A 17,860-nucleotide genomic window follows, 5' to 3' on the forward strand; every position below is an offset into this window, starting at 1 on the left:
CTTTTTTGTTTACAACTGTTCATAACTTTTGCTTTAAAAAAGAGGAGTTTATTTGTAAATTTATAGACTTACTTCTGATCATTTTTCTGAAGGGAACTCATAAAATATTTAAAGTGCATGTATTTAATTTTTGATACCGAAACCACAGGACTGCCAAAGCGTTGGGACGCTCCAATTACGGATACTGATAATTGGCCTAGATGCATACAGATCGCATGGCAATTACATGACGACATGGGGAACTGTATGGATCATCAAGATTATTTAGTACAACCCGATGGATTTAATATCCCTTATGATGCAGAAAAGATCCATGGTATTTCTACCGAACTCGCCCAAGAACAAGGCGTTTCGCTGAAAGAAGTTCTTGAAAAATTCAACAACGCATTATCTAAAACTAAATTTGTTGTGGGACAAAATGTGAAATTTGACCTGAACATCATGGGAGCAGAGTTTGTAAGATTAGAAATCGCTAATCAACTTCAAGAGCTTCCCGTTTTAGATACTTGTACAGAACATACTGCTGAACTGTGCAAGATCCCTGGAGGACGTGGAGGGAAATTTAAATTACCTACACTAACTGAATTACATCAATTCTTGTTTAATGTACCTTTTGCAGAAGCGCATAATGCTACAGCCGATGTTGAAGCCACTACGCGTTGCTTTTTGGAACTTATTCGTTTAGAAGAATATACTAAAGAAGAACTAGACGTACAGCCAGACTATTTTAAACGGTTTAATAAAGAGAACCCACAGCCAATTCAGCTTATAGGATTAAAGCATATAAACCTTAAAAGAGAGAGTGCTAAAATTAATGAGCGGTTACAGAAATTACAGAGCGATGGTATTTCTGATGCTGAGTTGAAAGAGAATGTTTCTGATCTAGTAGATGTTGATTTTGTGCATTTACACAATCATTCACAATTTTCAGTATTACAATCTACAATAAGTATTTCAGATTTAGTTGCCGCTGCAGCTGAGCATAATATGCCTGCAGTAGCACTAACAGATCATGCAAACATGATGGGTGCATTCCATTTTGTAAAGGCAATTAATAATCATAATAAATCTGTTAAAGCGAAGAATAATGACACAGAAAACAATGATGAAATTGCTAAATTAAAAGAAATAAAACCCATAATTGGTTGTGAATTCTTTGTGTGTGAAAATCATACAGATAAAACTAGGAAAGACAATGGTTATCAGATCGTTTTAATTGCAAAAAATAAAAACGGTTATCATAACCTTGCTAAATTGTCATCACACGCATTTGTTGACGGATTTTATTACCTGCCTAGAATAGATAAAAAACTCATTCAACAATACAAAGAAGATTTAATATGTCTTACAGGAAATTTATATGGAGAAGTGCCTAGTAAGATTTTAAATGTTGGAGAAAATCAAGCAGAGGAAGCTTTGCTGTGGTGGAAAGAAGAGTTTGATAACGATCTCTATATAGAGATCATGCGACATCATCAAGAAGATGAAGATCGGGTTAATCAAGTACTGATCAAGCTAGCACAGAAACATGAGGTGAAATTGGTTGCAACGAATAACACCTATTATTGTAAACAAGAAGACGCAAATGCACATGATATTTTACTGTGTGTAAAAGATGGTGAAAAGCAAGAAACTCCAATTGGTAGAGGAAGAGGATATCGTTACGGTTTGCCAAACCAAGAATATTATTTCAAGTCATCAGATGAAATGAAGGCATTATTTAAAGATATTCCTCAGGCTATAGTAAATATACAAGACATTGTAAATAAGGTTGAGGCATTTCAATTAGCCAGAGATGTCTTATTGCCAGCATTTGATATTCCTGATGAGTTTAAAGATGAAACAGACTTGGTTGACGGCGGAAAACGTGGAGAGAATGCCTATCTCAAACATTTGACCTATGAAGGTGCTAAAAAACGTTATGAAGAGCTAACACCAGAAATTACTGAACGTTTAGACTTTGAGTTGAGTGTTATTGAAAACACTGGGTATCCAGGCTATTTCTTAATTGTAGAAGACTTTATCAGAGAAGCTCGAAACATGAACGTAGCTGTTGGTCCAGGGAGAGGCTCTGCTGCGGGCTCTGTAGTTGCATATTGTCTTTGGATAACCAATATCGACCCTTTGAAATACGATTTACTTTTTGAGCGTTTTTTAAATCCAGATCGAATTAGCATGCCAGACATCGATATCGATTTTGATGATGAAGGTAGAAGTCGTGTAATGGATTATGTTATCGAAAAATATGGTGCTAATCAAGTAGCTCAGATTATTACCTACGGTACAATGGCTGCCAAATCTTCTATTAGAGATACCGCTAGAGTACTAGATTTACCTTTGTTTGATGCAGATAGGATTGCTAAACTAATTCCGACCATGTCTAAGTTGAATAAGATTTTCGCCTTAGATGAAAAAGAGTTGAGTAAAAAGTTTAGAGCAGAAGATCTAGAAAAGGTTAATCAGCTTCTCAACATTGCTGATGGAAGTGACTTGGAATCAGAAACGGTAAATCTAGCTAGAACACTAGAAGGCTCAGTGAGAAATACAGGAATTCATGCCTGTGGTGTTATTATAACACCAGACGATATTACCAAGTTTGTTCCTGTAGCAACAGCAAAAGACTCAGACCTATACGTGACTCAATTTGATAACTCTGTAGTTGAAGATGCAGGACTATTAAAAATGGATTTTTTAGGGTTAAAGACCTTAACTTTAATTAAAGACACAGTAAAAATCGTAAAGGCAAAGCATAATATTTTGTTAGATCCTGAGAACTTTCCGTTAGATGATCTAAAGACCTATGAGCTTTTTCAACGAGGTGAAACGGTAGGAGTATTCCAGTATGAATCACCAGGAATGCAAAAGCATTTAAGAGATTTAAAGCCTACTGTTTTTGAAGATTTGATTGCGATGAACGCTCTCTACAGGCCTGGTCCAATGGAATATATTCCAAGTTTTGTAAGGCGTAAGCATGGAGACGAAGAAATTGACTATGATCTTCCTGCTATGGAAGAGTACTTGAAAGAAACTTATGGAATCACAGTCTATCAAGAGCAAGTGATGTTACTATCTCAAAAACTAGCAGATTTCACTAAAGGTGAAGCAGACGTGTTGAGAAAAGCAATGGGTAAGAAGCAAATTGCTGTTTTAGATAAAATGAAACCAAAATTTATAGAACAAGCAAGTGCTAATGGGCATGATGCAAAAATTTTAGAAAAAGTTTGGAAAGACTGGGAGGCTTTTGCGAGTTATGCCTTTAATAAGTCACACTCAACCTGCTATGCCTGGATTGCTTATCAAACCGCTTATTTAAAAGCACATTATCCTGCAGAATATATGGCATCTGTGCTGTCTAATAATATGAATGACATCAAGCAAGTCACTTTCTTTATGGAAGAATGTAAGCGCATGCGTTTAGATGTATTAGGGCCAGATGTTAATGAATCGTATTATAAATTTTCTGTAAATCAAGATAATGCTGTTCGTTTTGGTATGGGAGCTATTAAAGGTGTGGGGCATGGAGCTGTTATGACCATTGTAGAAAATAGAAAGCAAGATGGTCATTATAAATCTATTTTTGATTTGGCCAAACGAATAGATTTACGCGCTGCAAATAAGAAAGCCTTTGAGAATTTAGCTTTAGCAGGAGGTTTTGATGGTTTTGGTGACACCCATCGTGCTCAATATTTTCATGATGATGGAGACGGAATTACATTTTTAGAAAAAGCCATTAAATATGGAGCTAAACACCAAGAAAACGAAAACTCAGCTCAAGTGAGTCTGTTTGGAGATGCTAGTGAAGTTCAAATCGCAGAACCTCAAGTGCCTCCATGCGAAGAATGGGGAACTTTAGAGAAATTGAAAAGAGAAAAAGAAGTTGTTGGGATATACATTTCCGGGCATCCTTTAGATGATTTTAAAATTGAGATGAAAACGTTTTGCAATGCTAATTTAGGTATGCTCCATGATTTAACGCCGTATGTTAATAGAGAATTGACCTTTGGAGGTGTAGTCTCTGATGTACAACATAGGGTTAGTAAACAAGGAAAAGATTGGGCAATGTTTACTTTAGAAGATTATACAGATAGCTATGAGTTTAGAATTTTTGGAGAAGAATGTTTAAAGTTTAGGCATTTTTTAATCGTGAATCGTTTTCTATACATTAAGGTTTTTGTTAGAGAAGGTTGGGTAAATAGAGACACAGGAAAAAAGAGTGATCCTAGGATTCAGTTTAACAGTTTTCAGTTGCTACACGATGTTATGGATACCTATGCTAAAAAGCTATCTATTCAATTAAACATCAAAGATCTACAAGAAAAACGAATTGCTGTTTTAGAAGAGCTGTTTCGAATACACCAAGGTGATAATGTTCTTAACTTTATCGTTTATGATAATGATGAAAAAATAAAACTCAGTATGTCGAGCCGTAAACAAAAGGTTAAGATTTCTCAAGACTTATTGGATGATTTAGAAACACATGAAGTGTATTATAAATTGAACTAGTGTAACATTTTACTTAAGTCTACTACATATCTATATATACAAAAGCTATAGGTATGAAAACGACAAGAAATCTTTTATTATTTATTGGTTCTGCAGGTCTTTCTGCAGCCTTTTTTGGAATAGTTAATGGTGATGCGATTACTGACCATCTTATGACCATAGTTTGTGGATCAAGTTTGATATACGGTTATTTTCAATTAAAAAAAGCAAGCACGTCTTGTAAACTTTAACACGTTGACGATTAGTTTTTAACAACCTGTTTGTTAACATGATTTTTCAAACGATCTATAATGAACATATCCCAAGTCGTTGAGCAAACATCGTAACAATTTATGTCTGGGTTTAAACCTACATGATGAAATTGTAATGTTGTTTTTGAGTTCTTTTCTGTTATCTGCCAATGTAATACATGGCCAATCCACTCTTTATTGAATTCAGGCTCTCCGGCTATACATTTCCATATAATTTCTCGATTTGGTAAAAACTCAACAATTTTAAATGTCCACCAGTAGTTATTTTCAAAAGTAACTGTGAACCGACCATTAGTATCAAAATTTGAGTCGCTTATTTTTCCCCACCACAAGTGCATTTCATCAGTTAAAGCATTGAATAGCTGGTTTGCATTTGCAGAAACCTCTATAGTTTTTTTGTAGTCTAAATTATGATCGCTCATTTAACTATCTTTCGATGTATTTAAGTAGTCTTCCAAATTGTTTAATGAGTTGTTCCAGAATTGTTCATAGAATTTCAACCATTTATTTATCTCTTTTAGTGGTTTAGCACTCGCATTACAAAATCGCTCTCTGCCTTTACTCTCTATATAGACTAACCCAGCATCTTCTAAAGTTTTAATATGTTTTGTGATACCTTGCCGACTAATTTCAAATTGGTTTGTAATTTCTGTTATAGATAATGCCGAAGAGGTAATCAACAAAGCATGAAATATTTCACGTCTTGTTGGATCTGCAATAGCTTTAAATAGTTTTGTGATTTTATCCTGCATCAATCTCTTCTTTTAAGTAATCTGTTAGCAAGCTTATACAACCTTCCCAACCATCATTGAAACTTTCAAACATAGCTATAGCGGTTTCACCTTCATATTTTGAAATACCAGAATGTTCAAGATGTAATTTTGTGCCTTCTTCAATAGACTCAAGTTCCCATTTAACTATAGTTTCAACTTTTGTGTCTGCTACAATCCATGTATAAATAAGGGTATAAGGATCAGATTTCTTTACTTCTCCACTTATGGTTGTACATCCTTTTTCATTTGGTTTAGAGATAAATGTATATTGATAACCTACAATTGGTTTGAAATCGGCTTTGATAAACCAAGCAGAAATTTCTTCGCCTTTAGAAATGGCATTCCACACAGTTTCAATTGGGTGATTAAACAGTTTTTCTTTGGTAATAGAATCTTTCATAACGAATGTGTATTAGATTAGTATGCAACTTATTGGTTGCTAAATTATAGATTATTATTTTAATACGCAACTTAATGGTTGCTTATCTGTAATTTTTTTTTTTTAGTTCAAATAGTTAGTATGTGTCTTATCTATCACTTCATAATCAAAACAAATACCACCATTGTAAGGTTTGGTGAAATTTTTGACTAATTTTGTGTATTAAACAAAAATGAAGTTAAACACATAGATAATATAATTATGGCATTAGAAATAACAGATGCAACGTTTGAAGAAACAGTATTAAAGAGTGATAAACCAGTAATGGTAGATTTTTGGGCTGCATGGTGTGGACCATGTAGAATGGTTGGACCAATTATTGATGAGATTAGTACAGAGTATGATGGTAAAGCTGTTGTTGGCAAAGTAGATGTAGATGCTAACCAAGAGTTTGCTGCTAAATATGGTGTGCGTAATATTCCAACAGTTTTGGTATTCCAAAACGGTGAAGTTGTAGGTCGTCAAGTAGGTGTTGCGCCTAAAAACGCTTACACTGAAGCAATCGACTCTTTATTATAGGATATAATCTAAAAGAAATGATAAAAGGTTTGCCATTATGGTAAACCTTTTTTTATTTTTAACTAAAATTAAAATATATGAGTAAGCAAGCAAAAGCACAAGACTTAATTGATGGTAAACTTTTAGAAGAACGTAAAGTATTCCTTTGGGGAATGGTGGATGATAAATCGGCTAAACACGTTATTGACCGTTTGTTATATTTAGATGCTATAGAAACCAAAGACATTCATCTATATATCAATAGCCCTGGAGGTTATGTAACTTCTGGTTTTGCAATATATGATTGTATCAAATCGCTTAATAGTGATGTGTCTACTATATGTACAGGATTAGCAGCTTCAATGGGTTCTATATTGTTATCTGTTGGAACCAAAGGGAAACGCTTTATTCAGCCTCATGCTAGAGTTATGATTCATCAACCAAGTGGAGGAGCTCGAGGTCAAGCTAGTGATATAGAAATTACAGCACAAGAAATATTGAAGACTAAAGAGTTAAGTGCAAAAATTTTAGCAGATAATTGTGGACAAGACGTTGATAAGGTAATGAAAGACTTTAATCGAGATCATTGGATGGGAGCAGAAGAGTCAAAAGCCTATGGTATTGTTGATGACATTTTAAATTAAGTAAATGAATTTACAGGCAGAACTCAATAAAGCAGGAGGCTTTAAAAACTTAGAACTTCTTGCTAGACAAGTTGTAGAAGGTTTTATTGCTGGTATGCATAAGAGTCCGTTTCATGGGTTTTCTGCTGAGTTTGCTGAACATAAAATATACAATCAAGGCGAAAGTACAAGGCATATTGATTGGAAGCTATATGCTAAAACCGATAAATTATATACGAAGCGTTATGATGACGAAACCAATTTACGGTGCCATTTAATAATTGATAATAGTAGCTCTATGCATTATCCTGAGATTACTAATTTTAATATTGGTAATTTGAATAAGATTGCATTTTCAGCTCTTGCCTCAGCTTCGTTGATGCATATTTTGAAAAAGCAAAGAGATGCTGTTGGACTAAGTATTTATAGTGATACTTATGATTATTATGCACCTGAAAAGGGTAGTGAACGACATCATCAAATGCTTTTAAGTGAGCTTGCAAATATGGTAATCTCAAAACAGCTTAATAAACAAACAGAAACATATACTTACTTACATCAAATAGCAGAGAATATACATAGAAGGTCGTTAATTTTCTTTTTTACAGACATGTTTCAAACGGCTACAGATGATGTAAAACTGTTTGAAGCTTTGAGACACTTAAAGCACAATAAACATGAAGTAGTTTTATTCCACGTTATTGATAAAGATAAAGAACTTAAGTTTGATTTTGATAATGCACCAAAACGTTTTATTGATTTAGAAACAAATGAGTTTATAAATTTATACCCTGATACTATTAAGGAAGGATATGAAACTTCAGTTAAAGACTATTTTAAGACGATTAAATTAAAATGCGGACAATACCAAATCAAATATGTTGAGGCTGATATCAATAAACCATTCAATAAGATCTTAACGACTTACATGGTTGAGCGACAAAAATTTATTTAATTTTTTGACAAAAATCTTTGTAAAATATTTGTGTTATTAAAAATCGAATGTATATTTGCCCTCGCAATAAAGCAACGGTCTGGTAGTTCAGTTGGTTAGAATGTCGCCCTGTCACGGCGAAGGTCGCGGGTTCGAGTCCCGTCCAGACCGCAAAATTGCAGAAGCTCTAAGAGATTAGGGCTTTTTTTAGCAACAAAGATTAGTTGTGTTGTTCTAGGAGGAATCCTAGAGTTGTGAGAAACTCATTAATTTTGAGTTCTTACCGATGAGAAGCTTTCCTTTTTTCTTAACTGAAAATCGGGATGCTTTTTTGTTTTCACATATGCTTATTAACATATAATGAACAATTATTAATGTTAAAAATGTATTTTATCGATGATTTTATACTTTTTATCGTATATTTTTTTGTTGAAGCATAAAATAGTAGTATGTTTACAGTCCTTCATAAGCCCCTAAATCACTTATCAAGGAAATTTTATTAATCCATTTTGTTTTTAGACATTTTTTGTGTCTATACATTTCCCTCAAAAATTTAAATATTTAAGGTAATACATACCTATAAGTTAATAATCCATTCTTCCCTCGATTGGCATTTTTAATGCTATTTAGTTATTAACATATAACCCTTAAAATAAAACAAAATGAAGACCCTAAAAATTACTTTCTTATTATTGGCAGTAGTACTATTGACTATCTCTGGACAGAGTAGTGACTCTGTTGAAATTGTTGAAGTAGAAAAATCTGACTCTACAAATGTGAATCTTATGGCGCATTGTAAGGGGAAACTGAAAATGCCAGGAACTGGTACAAGTGGACTATAATAAGTAAACAGTAAATACTCGACTATAAAACACCAAAGCCCTAATTTATAAATTAGGGCTTTGGTGTTTAAATAATTTCTTGGGATTAATAAACTATAAAATAAAAAATTCTAAATTTGGTAGTATTATAGCTAATCAAATTTATTTTGCGAAACATAATTCTTATTTTCTTTATCTTTTTTTGTATTTTATATATCTATCCGCAAAAAAAGGAATCAAAAACAGATATTGATAGTATAATAGAATTAAGAAAACTTTCAGCAAACACATCATTTCCTATAGAAGAACGTTTCTTATATGCAAAAAGGGCAAGTGAATTGTCTTACGATACAAAGATAGATTCAACTATTTTAATTAGTAATAAAAATTTATCTTTTTATCACTTAATGATGAACAATCTTAGTTCATATAGAAAACTAAGTATTAATAATTTAAAATTAGCTAAAAAAATAAACGATTCTACTTCAATAGCTAATGCTAATCATAATTTGGGATATTATCATCATGCTAATCAACAACACGATAGCGCATACTATTACTATTCTGAAGCTATTGAAATATATGATCAATTAAAACAAGAGCGTAATTTATCTTCAGTTCTAATAAATGTAGCTAATATTCAACAAGTAGAAAACGACTTTATTGGTTCTGAAGAGAATGCTATAAAGGCCATTGAAGTCTTACAAAAACTCCCCAAAACTGAAGATGTTCTTGACGATTTATGGATTCTATATAATTTACTTGGAATTAATGCCTTAAATCTTAAACTATACCAAAAATCACTTGAGTATCATGATGAAGCTCTAAAAATAAGCAGCAAAATGGAGTTTGGTGAATATAACAGGTTATATTCAATCAATAATGAGGCTTTTGTATATAGGAAATTAGGCGATTTAGACAAAGCGATAGATTTTTACTCAAGAATCTTAGAAAAAGACAATTTATATGATGAAGACCCTTCCTTTTATGCACTAATTTTAGAAAACATAGCTTACACAAGATTTATTAATGGAGATAAAGAACTTAATAGTATTGAAACACTGTTTCAAAGAGCTTATAAGATTAGTGATAGTATCGAAGACCCTATTACTAAAGTAGGAGTAACTATAAGTATGGCTAAGTTTTATAAAGCACTTCAAAAAAAAGACAATGCTTTAAAATATGCTAATGAAACATATAAAGTATCTAAAGAAATTGAGTCTAACGATATTCTGTTAGAATCGTTAATTATTTTATCTGAATTAAATAAAGGAGAAGTAGGTAAAGCCTATTTAAACGAACATATAAGATTAAGCGATAGCCTTTTAGATGTTGAACGCAATGTTAGAGAAAGGTTTGCTAGGATTGAATTTGATACAGACAAATTAGAACTTGAAAATGAGCGAATTTCTCAGCAAAAAATGTGGCTTTTAATAGTCTCCGCAGTATTATTAGTCACCTTGTTCTTACTATACATCATTATTACGCAAAGAGCAAAAAATAAAGAACTTCAATTTGAAAAAGATCAACAAAAAGCCAATGAAGAAATCTATAACCTCATGTTATCTCAACAAGATAAAGTTGATGAAGCTAGAGCAAATGAAAAAAAACGTATTTCTCAAGAAATGCATGATGGTATTTTAGGTCGTCTTTTTGGGACAAGACTTAGTCTAGATAGTTTGAATTTTTCTGAAGGAAAAGAAGCCATTCAAAATCGATCAAATTATATCAATGAGCTTAAAACCATTGAAGACGACATCAGGAAAATATCTCATGATTTAAATACCGATTTTGTATCAGGATCTGGATTTATGGATATTGTTTCTGAACTTATTGAAAAACAAACAGGTGCGTATCAATTAAAATATAAGTTTGATTATACAGACGACATCAACTGGGAATATGTATCTAACAAGAACAAGATTAATATCTACAGAATTATTCAAGAATCCTTACAAAATATATATAAACATGCTAAAGCCGAAACTATAAAAATTAGTTTTGAATTAAAAAATAATGTAATTTGCTTATCCGTTAACGATGATGGCGAAGGGTTTGATGTTAATAAGAGTAAAAAAGGAATTGGTATTAAAAATATTAATGCAAGAGTTAACGACTTAGAGGGTTCAGTAGATTTTATTTCACAACTAAATAAGGGTACGACCATTAGTATATATATGCCTTATAAAATTAGCTAATCATGCAGCACATTCACATTTTAATGGTTGATGATCACCCAATTATTATTGAAGGGTATCAAAATACGTTGATGGCTACTAAAAAAGAAGATCAGACTTTGGTAATAGATACTGCAAATACATGTGATGCAGCAAATTTATTGATGGAGCGGTCTGCTAATGAAAGACCTTATGACGTTTGCTTTTTTGATATTAGCTTACCACCATCTTCTGATGGTAAAATAACATCTGGTGAAGATTTAGCTAAAATAGCTAGAAATCTGTTGCCAAACGCTAAGATCATTATACTAACTATGTTCAATGAGTCTTATCGAATACATAGTATAGTTAAAGAAATAAATCCAGACGGGTTTTTAATTAAAAGTGATCTAACTTCTAGTGAGCTTGCAGAAGCATTTCATCATATTCTTGTAGATCCTCCTTACTACAGTAGTACGGTAACTAACTTTTTAAATAAATCTGTGATTAATGAAATTTATGTAGACGAAATCAACAGGAAAATTCTGCATTTATTAGCTCAAGGTATGAAAACTAGAAGCTTACCTGAACATATTAATTTGTCGATGAGTGCTATTGAAAAGCGAAAAAAACAACTAAAATTATTGTTTTCAATAACAGACGGAAAAGATGAATCTCTAATTGCTGAAGCGAGAAAAAAAGGATTCCTATAAACAAATACTGTTAAAGTTACGGTTTTTTAGTACCTCACCAAGCGTCTGAAACTATTGCTATATCTGAAAACTACGGTTTTTCCACATCAAGTTTACGGTTTTTCCACAGCAAAAAGTGCAGCACATTAAATATATTTGAATTGTCAACAGAATTAATTAATCCCTCTAAGTAATTTGTTGAATTAATAGCAAAGAAAAAGCCTAACAATTTTTATTAGTTGTTAGGTTTTCTCTTTTTATACATTAGGTGCTTAAAATAGAGCCTCTCCATACTTGAAAACCTTTACAATAAAGAAGACTAAAAATATAACTGCAACAGTAAATTTTATAAATGTTGAAGCGATAAACCCTAAAAAAGAACCAAAAGCAGCTTTCAGCGCCTTGTCAAACTCACTTTTATTCATAAGCTCACCAATTAATGCACCTAGAAAAGGACCAATGATTATTCCGCCAGGAATTGGTAACAATAAACCAATAATCAAACCAATAGAAGTGCCAATCATACCTGCTTTACTTCCGCCAAAGCGTTTAGTTCCTATTGCAGGAATAATATAATCCATTATCCATATTACTATGGCAACAATAAAGGTTATGATTATAAAAGACCAATTCATTGGAACTACATCAGTCAAATGAAAAATAAGTAGCCCTAGCCAACTTGTTAAAGGGCCTGGTAAAATAGGTAAGAAACTACCAACAATACCTAATATCATGAAAAAAGCTGCTAGTACAGTTAAAAATATATCCATTAAAACAATTTAAAATTCTATCTAATTAGACGTTTAATTACACTATTTGTTACATTTATAACTAAAAATTTAGTTTAAACTAAATTTTTAGTTATATTTGAAATATAATATACAAATTATGAAACAGCTAACTAAAGCAGAAGAGGAGATCATGCAAATTCTTTGGCAATTACAAAAAGGTAATGTCAAAGACATCATTAATTTACTGCCTCAACCAAAACCGGCGTATAATACAGTGTCTACAATTGTTAGAATTTTAGAGAGTAAAGGTTTTGTAGATTATGAAAAGCAAGGGAAAGGACATCTGTATTTTCCTATTATTAAAAAACAAGATTATAGTAATCAATCAATAACAACTTTAGTTGATAACTATTTTCAAGGATCTTTTAAGAGTATGGTGTCATTCTTTGTCAAGAAGAATGATATAGATTTAAAAGATGTGGAGTCTATTTTGAAAGAAATAAATAAAAAGAACTAATAAATGTTACACTACATACTACAAGTTATATTTTTTCAATTAGGCTTTTTGATAGTTTATGATTTATTACTGCGTAAAGAAACCTTTTTTAACTGGAATAGGGCGTATTTAATTGTTACAGTTTTATTGTCTGTTAGTATTCCATTCATAAAAATAAAGCAAATAAAAGCTATCATGTCTGATGAACTTATTGTTCGATTACCAGAAGTTATTATAGGTAATACAGGTAAAAAAAGCTCAATTGATCCTGAAGTAGCCAATTTGGCTGGGATTACTGCTCAATCCGAACCGACACCTATTTTAAATATAGTCCTGATTATTGGTATGTGTATCGCTTTACTTGTACTAGCATTTAAAATCTATAAGCTTACAGTATTGGTCTATAAATATCCAAAACGTTGGAAAGGGAAGTTATTAATCATTAATCTGATTAATAGTACAGCTGCATTTTCATTTTTTCATTATGTTTTTTTAGGTGAAAAATTAACCTCACAAGACAAGGCAACAATTTTAGAACATGAAATGATACATGTAAAAGAGAAGCACACATTAGATCTACTGCTTTTTGAGATCTTCCGTATCGTGTTCTGGTTTAATCCATTAGTATATATATATCAAAACAGAATCGCCATGTTACATGAATACATAGCAGACGCAAAAGCAGTAAAGACTCAAAATAAAAGCACCTATTATAATAACTTAATGGCTCAAGTTTTTGAGACCAAGAATTTTTCATTTGTCAATCCATTTTTTAAAAAATCAATAATCAAAAAACGAATCGTTATGTTAAACAAAACAAAATCAAAGCAAATCAATATATTAAAGTACATTTTAGTAATACCATTTATTTTTAGTATGCTCATATATGTGTCTTGTGAGAAGCAGGTATCAGAGCAAATTGAAGAAACAATTGTGAATTTAGATCAGTTTAGTTATTCATTAAACCAAGATGAAGAAATGTCAGAACAGATAAGAGAAATTCATAACAAATATGAAGCATTTCTTAAGGCAAATCCTGATTATGTGAGTTGGAGCGAGATCAACCATTCAACGCAAACCATATCCTACAGTGTGCATTCAATTAGCGAGCAAGTGCCTAGTGGATTTTCTGAAATTGAAGTCAGTTTTCCAGATGGAACAGGATACAAATCATTTATAAACTTTAAATCAAGCGAAGTCAATGATACTGATACCGAAGTAGTAGAAACCGAAGCCTATTCCGGTGGAGAAGAAGTGCCATTTTCAATTGTTGAAGAAACACCAACATTTACAAAATGTATGGATTTAAGCACCAACAAAGAGCGTAAAAGATGCATGACTAATAGCTTGGCATCATTTGTCAATAAGAATTTTGATACAAATTTAGCAACAGCACTTAACCTAGAAGGTAAGCAACGCATTAGTGTTATTTTTAAGATAGATACGAATGGTAAAGTAACTCACATAAAAGCACGTGCTCCACATCCAAAATTAGAAGAAGAAGCTAAGCGTGTTATCTCAATGTTGCCAAAACTTGTGCCAGGTAAACAAAGAGGAGAAAAGGTAGTTGTAAACTATTCTTTACCCATACTTTTTCAAGTAAATTCAGATAGTAATTAATGCAAAGATTTTTAATAGTTCTATTACTTTTATCATTTTGCAATACAGATGCTCAAAACTCAGTTTTAATTACTGCAGATAGTCTGTTTGCTCATGGGAATTATAGTAAAGCGATTACACTTTATAAATCATATAATAAGCCTACAAATGTGTACCATAAGATTGCTAAGTCTTATGTAGCTCTTGGCAACCACTCTAAAGCTTTAAAGTATTACGAATTAAGTGTCGATGCTTATCCAAAAGATGCATTAACAAAATATGAATACGCCAAATTACTTTCGAGTACTAAAAAGTATCAGCTTGCATTAGACATGTTCAATGATTTGATTATTATCGATGATGAGAACCCTAATTACCATTATGAAATGGGTTTGGTATTAGAGCGTATAAATGATTCAACAGCTATTAATAGATTTAAATTGGCTTATGATTTAGATCAAACACACCAAAAGACTATATATAAAATTGCAAAGTATTTTCTTAAAAAACGAAAGCATCAGTTATCACATAATTATATTGATAAAGGTTTGGAAACTTATGAAAATAATGTAAAACTTATCAATTTAAAGGCACAAAATTATTATTACCAAGATTATTATAAAGAAGCCAAAATTTGGTTCAACAAATTGATAGATCTAGGTGAGTCATCAGAATTTATACATGAAAAGCTGAGTATTATTTATGCTGAAGATTATGAATTTGAAAAAGCAATCAATCAGCGTAAACTAGCGCTAAAATTCAACCCAAAAAATGCCAAAGCCATGTTTGTTATTGCTACTTATTATGAACAGCTAAAAGATTACGAAAATGCAGAAAAGTATATGATTAAATTTTTAAAGCTAACAGATGTAGCTTTAGACCACGAATATCAAAAACTAGGGATTATTTATAATAGACAAAAAAAACACAAGCAAGCCATTGAAGCATTTAATAGAGCACTAAAAGAGAATCCAGAAAATGCGAGTGCTGCTTTTTTTATTGTTGCAACTAAAGACTCGTATTATTCAGATATAGATGCAAAGATTAAGGTATATGAAACGTTTATAAAAACCTATTCTAATTCACCATTTGAGAGTTTTGCAAAAAGTCGATTGACTGAACTAAAAGAAGAAAAATTCAGCAAGTCAAAAGAGTAATCTTCTACAATAACTAAAAAAATTGTACTTTTCAGTTTCAGTTAAGTTGAATGAAACGTCTATCACTTATTTTTTTACTTTTAAGTTTTTGGTCTTGCGATTACTTCGATAAGAAAAAAGTATATACTGAAGATATTTTGAAAGAAGAGCTGCAAGCATTTAACTGGAACGATGTAGATGAATACCCAACATTTGCTTCCTGCGATTCTACTCTTGGCAAAGAAAATAAACGTCATTGTTTTGAAAATACCTTAAGAACGATTTTGAATACGAATCTATCAAAACATCAAATCGTTGTCTCACAAACCATAGAAGATACCGTAATACTTAAGGTTATTATCGATAATCAAGGTCATTTTTCAATACACGCTATAGAAAGTGATTCACTTACAAAAGAAGAAATTCCAGAACTAGACAGTTTATTGAAACAGAGTTTAGATTCACTACCAAAAATTTATCCAGCCATAAAGCGAAGTCAACAGGTAACAACTCAGTTTAACTTACCTGTAATTATTAGAGTTGAAGAATAATTCTAAAACCTAATTGCTAGTTTTTGCATCAAGCGTAAAACTTCTACATATAACCATATCAGCGTTGCTAAAAGTCCCCAAGTAGCAAGCCATTCCTTATGTTTTGGTACTTTATTTTTATAGCGTTCTATATAGTCAAAATCTAATAATAGTGTAAACGAAACCACTATTGCTGCAATGCAGTTAAACACAATAGCAAACCAAGATGTATTCCAAATATAGCTTTGAATACCGAAGAAGCTTAAAATTAAAGCAATTACATATACGACCATGATACTAGCGGCAGCAGTGATGATAACACTTCGTAATTTTTTTGTTATGATAATGATTCTGGTTTGGTAAAAGATGAGCATAACAAAAAAGGTAACAATAGTAACACCAATTGCTTGATAAGGTAAGTCTGGGAAATTCTTATGCGCATATGCTGAAAAACCTCCAAGAAAACAGCCTTTTGCTATCGTGTAAAGCGGGACAAGTGTAGATGCCCATTTATGTTTTACAGATATAATTACACTTATTATGATTGCTGCTAACATGCCACCTAGAGTAAACCATTTTACAGGCAAGCCATTTTCATTCAATTTCCATATGTAAGCAGTAATAGCAGCGATGATTAGAATGCAAAACAACGATTTTACAAAAATACCTGTAACCGTCATTTTTTTAGAAGACCGATTGTTGCCTTCCCAGAAGTAACCCGAAAAAACAGGGTTATTGGTTTTGTAATTTGATAACCGCATTATAAATTAAATTTATAACCTATAGAGAAATCTGTTGAAAAATTACCTTGATTGTCAATTAAAATTGCAAACAGTTCATTGTAAGCTAATGTGATAAAACTATTCTTAGTAACATTTATATCGGCTCCAATACCAAAAATAAGAGGAACATCAAAAGCTGTTTCATTTATATCTTCGCTAGTTATGTTGCCATTGGTTTCAGTAACTAGAGTTGCATTAGAAAAATTAACTGTAGCAACTTTTACATTGCCATACAAACTAAACTTTTCTTTATTAATTACTCTAAATCTATAACCCAAAGATAGCTCTGTAGTAGAATACATAAGATCATCTTGTTCTAAAACATGACGCAATTGTATAAAGAGCGCATGTCTTGAAATGCGTTCTGCCTCTAATACTTCTAATTCAGCACCAAATAGTGGTGTCTTTTCATTGTCAGGATTTGAGATAAATGGGCTATTTGTAAGACCGCCAAAAACACCAATTCTGAATTGTATTCTACTTCGTTTTGCTGTAGATTCATAATTATCATCAACACTAGAGTTATACTTGTCAATAAACTCTTTAAGACTGAATAGTGTTAAATTCAATCGTTTCGTAGACATGGTGCCATTTGTCAATTCATTTAGAAGTGTTTTGTACTCCTCTTGATACCGTTTGTTTTCTTTCGTGTTTTTGAGCTCGGTAATAGTGTCGTCTTCAGTTCTTACAAAATAGCGATAGTTACCATCAATAATATTCCATAGTAGATCTAACTGGCCTTCAACTTCAGTTTTAAGTGCTAAAGTTTCGCCATTAACTGTATAATTCTCTTGTGCTCGTAAGAAAGAGAAACAGATAAATAAACATAAAGTACAGATTATTTTTTTCATTAGGATATTGGGTTGTTGTTCTTGTAAATCTAACAAAAATAAATG

At 31.9% G+C, this 17,860-nt stretch carries 18 protein-coding genes and 1 tRNA gene; 13 read left to right on the forward strand and 6 right to left on the reverse strand.

The genetic code is table 11. The features are described from left to right. Positions 1–117 precede the first annotated feature (117 nt). A complete protein-coding gene (dnaE, locus tag Q0876_RS07020; RefSeq protein WP_299225532.1) occupies positions 118–4,503 on the forward strand; it encodes a DNA polymerase III subunit alpha in 4,386 nt (1,461 codons plus the stop codon). 53 nt (positions 4,504–4,556) lie between these two features. Beyond that, entirely contained in the window at positions 4,557–4,733 is a 177-nt protein-coding gene (locus Q0876_RS07025; RefSeq protein ID WP_299225534.1) for a hypothetical protein, read from the forward strand. A gap of 11 nt (positions 4,734–4,744) precedes the next feature. Here the strand turns inward: Q0876_RS07025 and Q0876_RS07030 are convergent, their stop codons facing one another. Genes Q0876_RS07030 through Q0876_RS07040 form a run of 3 tightly spaced genes read right to left on the reverse strand, consistent with a single transcriptional unit; the run spans position 4,745 to position 5,927 of the window. After that, the gene (locus Q0876_RS07030) at positions 4,745–5,176 is read right to left on the reverse strand and encodes an SRPBCC domain-containing protein (protein ID WP_299225536.1); all 432 of its coding nucleotides are present in this window, start codon (positions 5,174–5,176) and stop codon (positions 4,745–4,747) included. Next, a complete protein-coding gene (locus tag Q0876_RS07035; RefSeq protein ID WP_299225538.1) occupies positions 5,177–5,506 on the reverse strand; it encodes a helix-turn-helix transcriptional regulator in 330 nt (109 codons plus the stop codon). Then, entirely contained in the window at positions 5,496–5,927 is a 432-nt protein-coding gene (locus Q0876_RS07040) for an SRPBCC domain-containing protein (protein WP_299225540.1), read from the reverse strand. Before Q0876_RS07040 ends, Q0876_RS07035 begins: the two co-directional genes overlap by 11 nt. Positions 5,928–6,152: 225 nt before the next feature. Here Q0876_RS07040 and trxA point away from each other — a divergent pair, with 225 nt between their 5' ends. The 7 genes from trxA (at position 6,153) to Q0876_RS07075 (ending at position 11,711) form a co-directional block, all read left to right on the forward strand. Then, a complete protein-coding gene (gene trxA / locus Q0876_RS07045) occupies positions 6,153–6,485 on the forward strand; it encodes a thioredoxin (RefSeq protein ID WP_367276638.1) in 333 nt (110 codons plus the stop codon). A 77-nt stretch (positions 6,486–6,562) separates the two neighbouring features. Then, positions 6,563–7,108 carry a ClpP family protease gene (locus tag Q0876_RS07050; RefSeq protein ID WP_299225542.1) on the forward strand — a complete coding sequence of 182 codons (546 nt, stop codon included), beginning with the start codon at positions 6,563–6,565 and terminating at the stop codon, positions 7,106–7,108. Between the two features lie 4 nt (positions 7,109–7,112). Next, a complete protein-coding gene (locus Q0876_RS07055; RefSeq protein ID WP_299225544.1) occupies positions 7,113–8,042 on the forward strand; it encodes a DUF58 domain-containing protein in 930 nt (309 codons plus the stop codon). Positions 8,043–8,118: 76 nt separating this feature from the next. Then, positions 8,119–8,192: transfer RNA gene (locus Q0876_RS07060), tRNA-Asp, on the forward strand. Positions 8,193–8,683: 491 nt separating this feature from the next. Further along, positions 8,684–8,863: a hypothetical protein gene (locus Q0876_RS07065; protein WP_299225546.1), complete on the forward strand. Its 180-nt coding sequence runs from the start codon at positions 8,684–8,686 to the stop codon at positions 8,861–8,863. 146 nt (positions 8,864–9,009) lie between these two features. Then, positions 9,010–11,040 carry a tetratricopeptide repeat-containing sensor histidine kinase gene (locus Q0876_RS07070; protein WP_299225548.1) on the forward strand — a complete coding sequence of 677 codons (2,031 nt, stop codon included), beginning with the start codon at positions 9,010–9,012 and terminating at the stop codon, positions 11,038–11,040. Positions 11,041–11,042: 2 nt separating this feature from the next. Further along, on the forward strand, positions 11,043–11,711 hold the full coding sequence (locus Q0876_RS07075) for a response regulator (protein WP_299225550.1): 669 nt from the start codon (positions 11,043–11,045) through the stop codon (positions 11,709–11,711). Between the two features lie 251 nt (positions 11,712–11,962). Here the strand turns inward: Q0876_RS07075 and Q0876_RS07080 are convergent, their stop codons facing one another. Then, entirely contained in the window at positions 11,963–12,460 is a 498-nt protein-coding gene (locus Q0876_RS07080) for a DUF456 domain-containing protein (RefSeq protein WP_299225552.1), read from the reverse strand. A gap of 118 nt (positions 12,461–12,578) precedes the next feature. On the opposite strand from Q0876_RS07080, the gene Q0876_RS07085 reads away from it, so the two are divergent. Genes Q0876_RS07085 through Q0876_RS07100 form a run of 4 tightly spaced genes read left to right on the forward strand, consistent with a single transcriptional unit; the run spans position 12,579 to position 16,203 of the window. Continuing rightward, positions 12,579–12,938: a BlaI/MecI/CopY family transcriptional regulator gene (locus Q0876_RS07085; RefSeq protein WP_299225554.1), complete on the forward strand. Its 360-nt coding sequence runs from the start codon at positions 12,579–12,581 to the stop codon at positions 12,936–12,938. A gap of 3 nt (positions 12,939–12,941) precedes the next feature. Continuing rightward, positions 12,942–14,537: a M56 family metallopeptidase gene (locus Q0876_RS07090; RefSeq protein WP_299225556.1), complete on the forward strand. Its 1,596-nt coding sequence runs from the start codon at positions 12,942–12,944 to the stop codon at positions 14,535–14,537. After that, positions 14,537–15,673: a tetratricopeptide repeat protein gene (locus tag Q0876_RS07095; protein WP_299225558.1), complete on the forward strand. Its 1,137-nt coding sequence runs from the start codon at positions 14,537–14,539 to the stop codon at positions 15,671–15,673. Before Q0876_RS07090 ends, Q0876_RS07095 begins: the two co-directional genes overlap by 1 nt. A gap of 50 nt (positions 15,674–15,723) precedes the next feature. Continuing rightward, positions 15,724–16,203: a hypothetical protein gene (locus Q0876_RS07100; RefSeq protein WP_299225560.1), complete on the forward strand. Its 480-nt coding sequence runs from the start codon at positions 15,724–15,726 to the stop codon at positions 16,201–16,203. A gap of 2 nt (positions 16,204–16,205) precedes the next feature. Here the strand turns inward: Q0876_RS07100 and Q0876_RS07105 are convergent, their stop codons facing one another. Next, entirely contained in the window at positions 16,206–16,943 is a 738-nt protein-coding gene (locus Q0876_RS07105; protein ID WP_299225562.1) for a Bax inhibitor-1/YccA family protein, read from the reverse strand. Then, the gene (locus Q0876_RS07110; protein WP_299225564.1) at positions 16,943–17,815 is read right to left on the reverse strand and encodes a hypothetical protein; all 873 of its coding nucleotides are present in this window, start codon (positions 17,813–17,815) and stop codon (positions 16,943–16,945) included. The genes Q0876_RS07105 and Q0876_RS07110 overlap by 1 nt, the downstream gene beginning before the upstream one ends. Positions 17,816–17,860: the final 45 nt, after the last annotated feature.

Origin of the sequence: uncultured Psychroserpens sp., assembly GCF_947503375.1 — a bacterium.
Taxonomy (GTDB): Bacteria; Bacteroidota; Bacteroidia; order Flavobacteriales; family Flavobacteriaceae; genus Psychroserpens.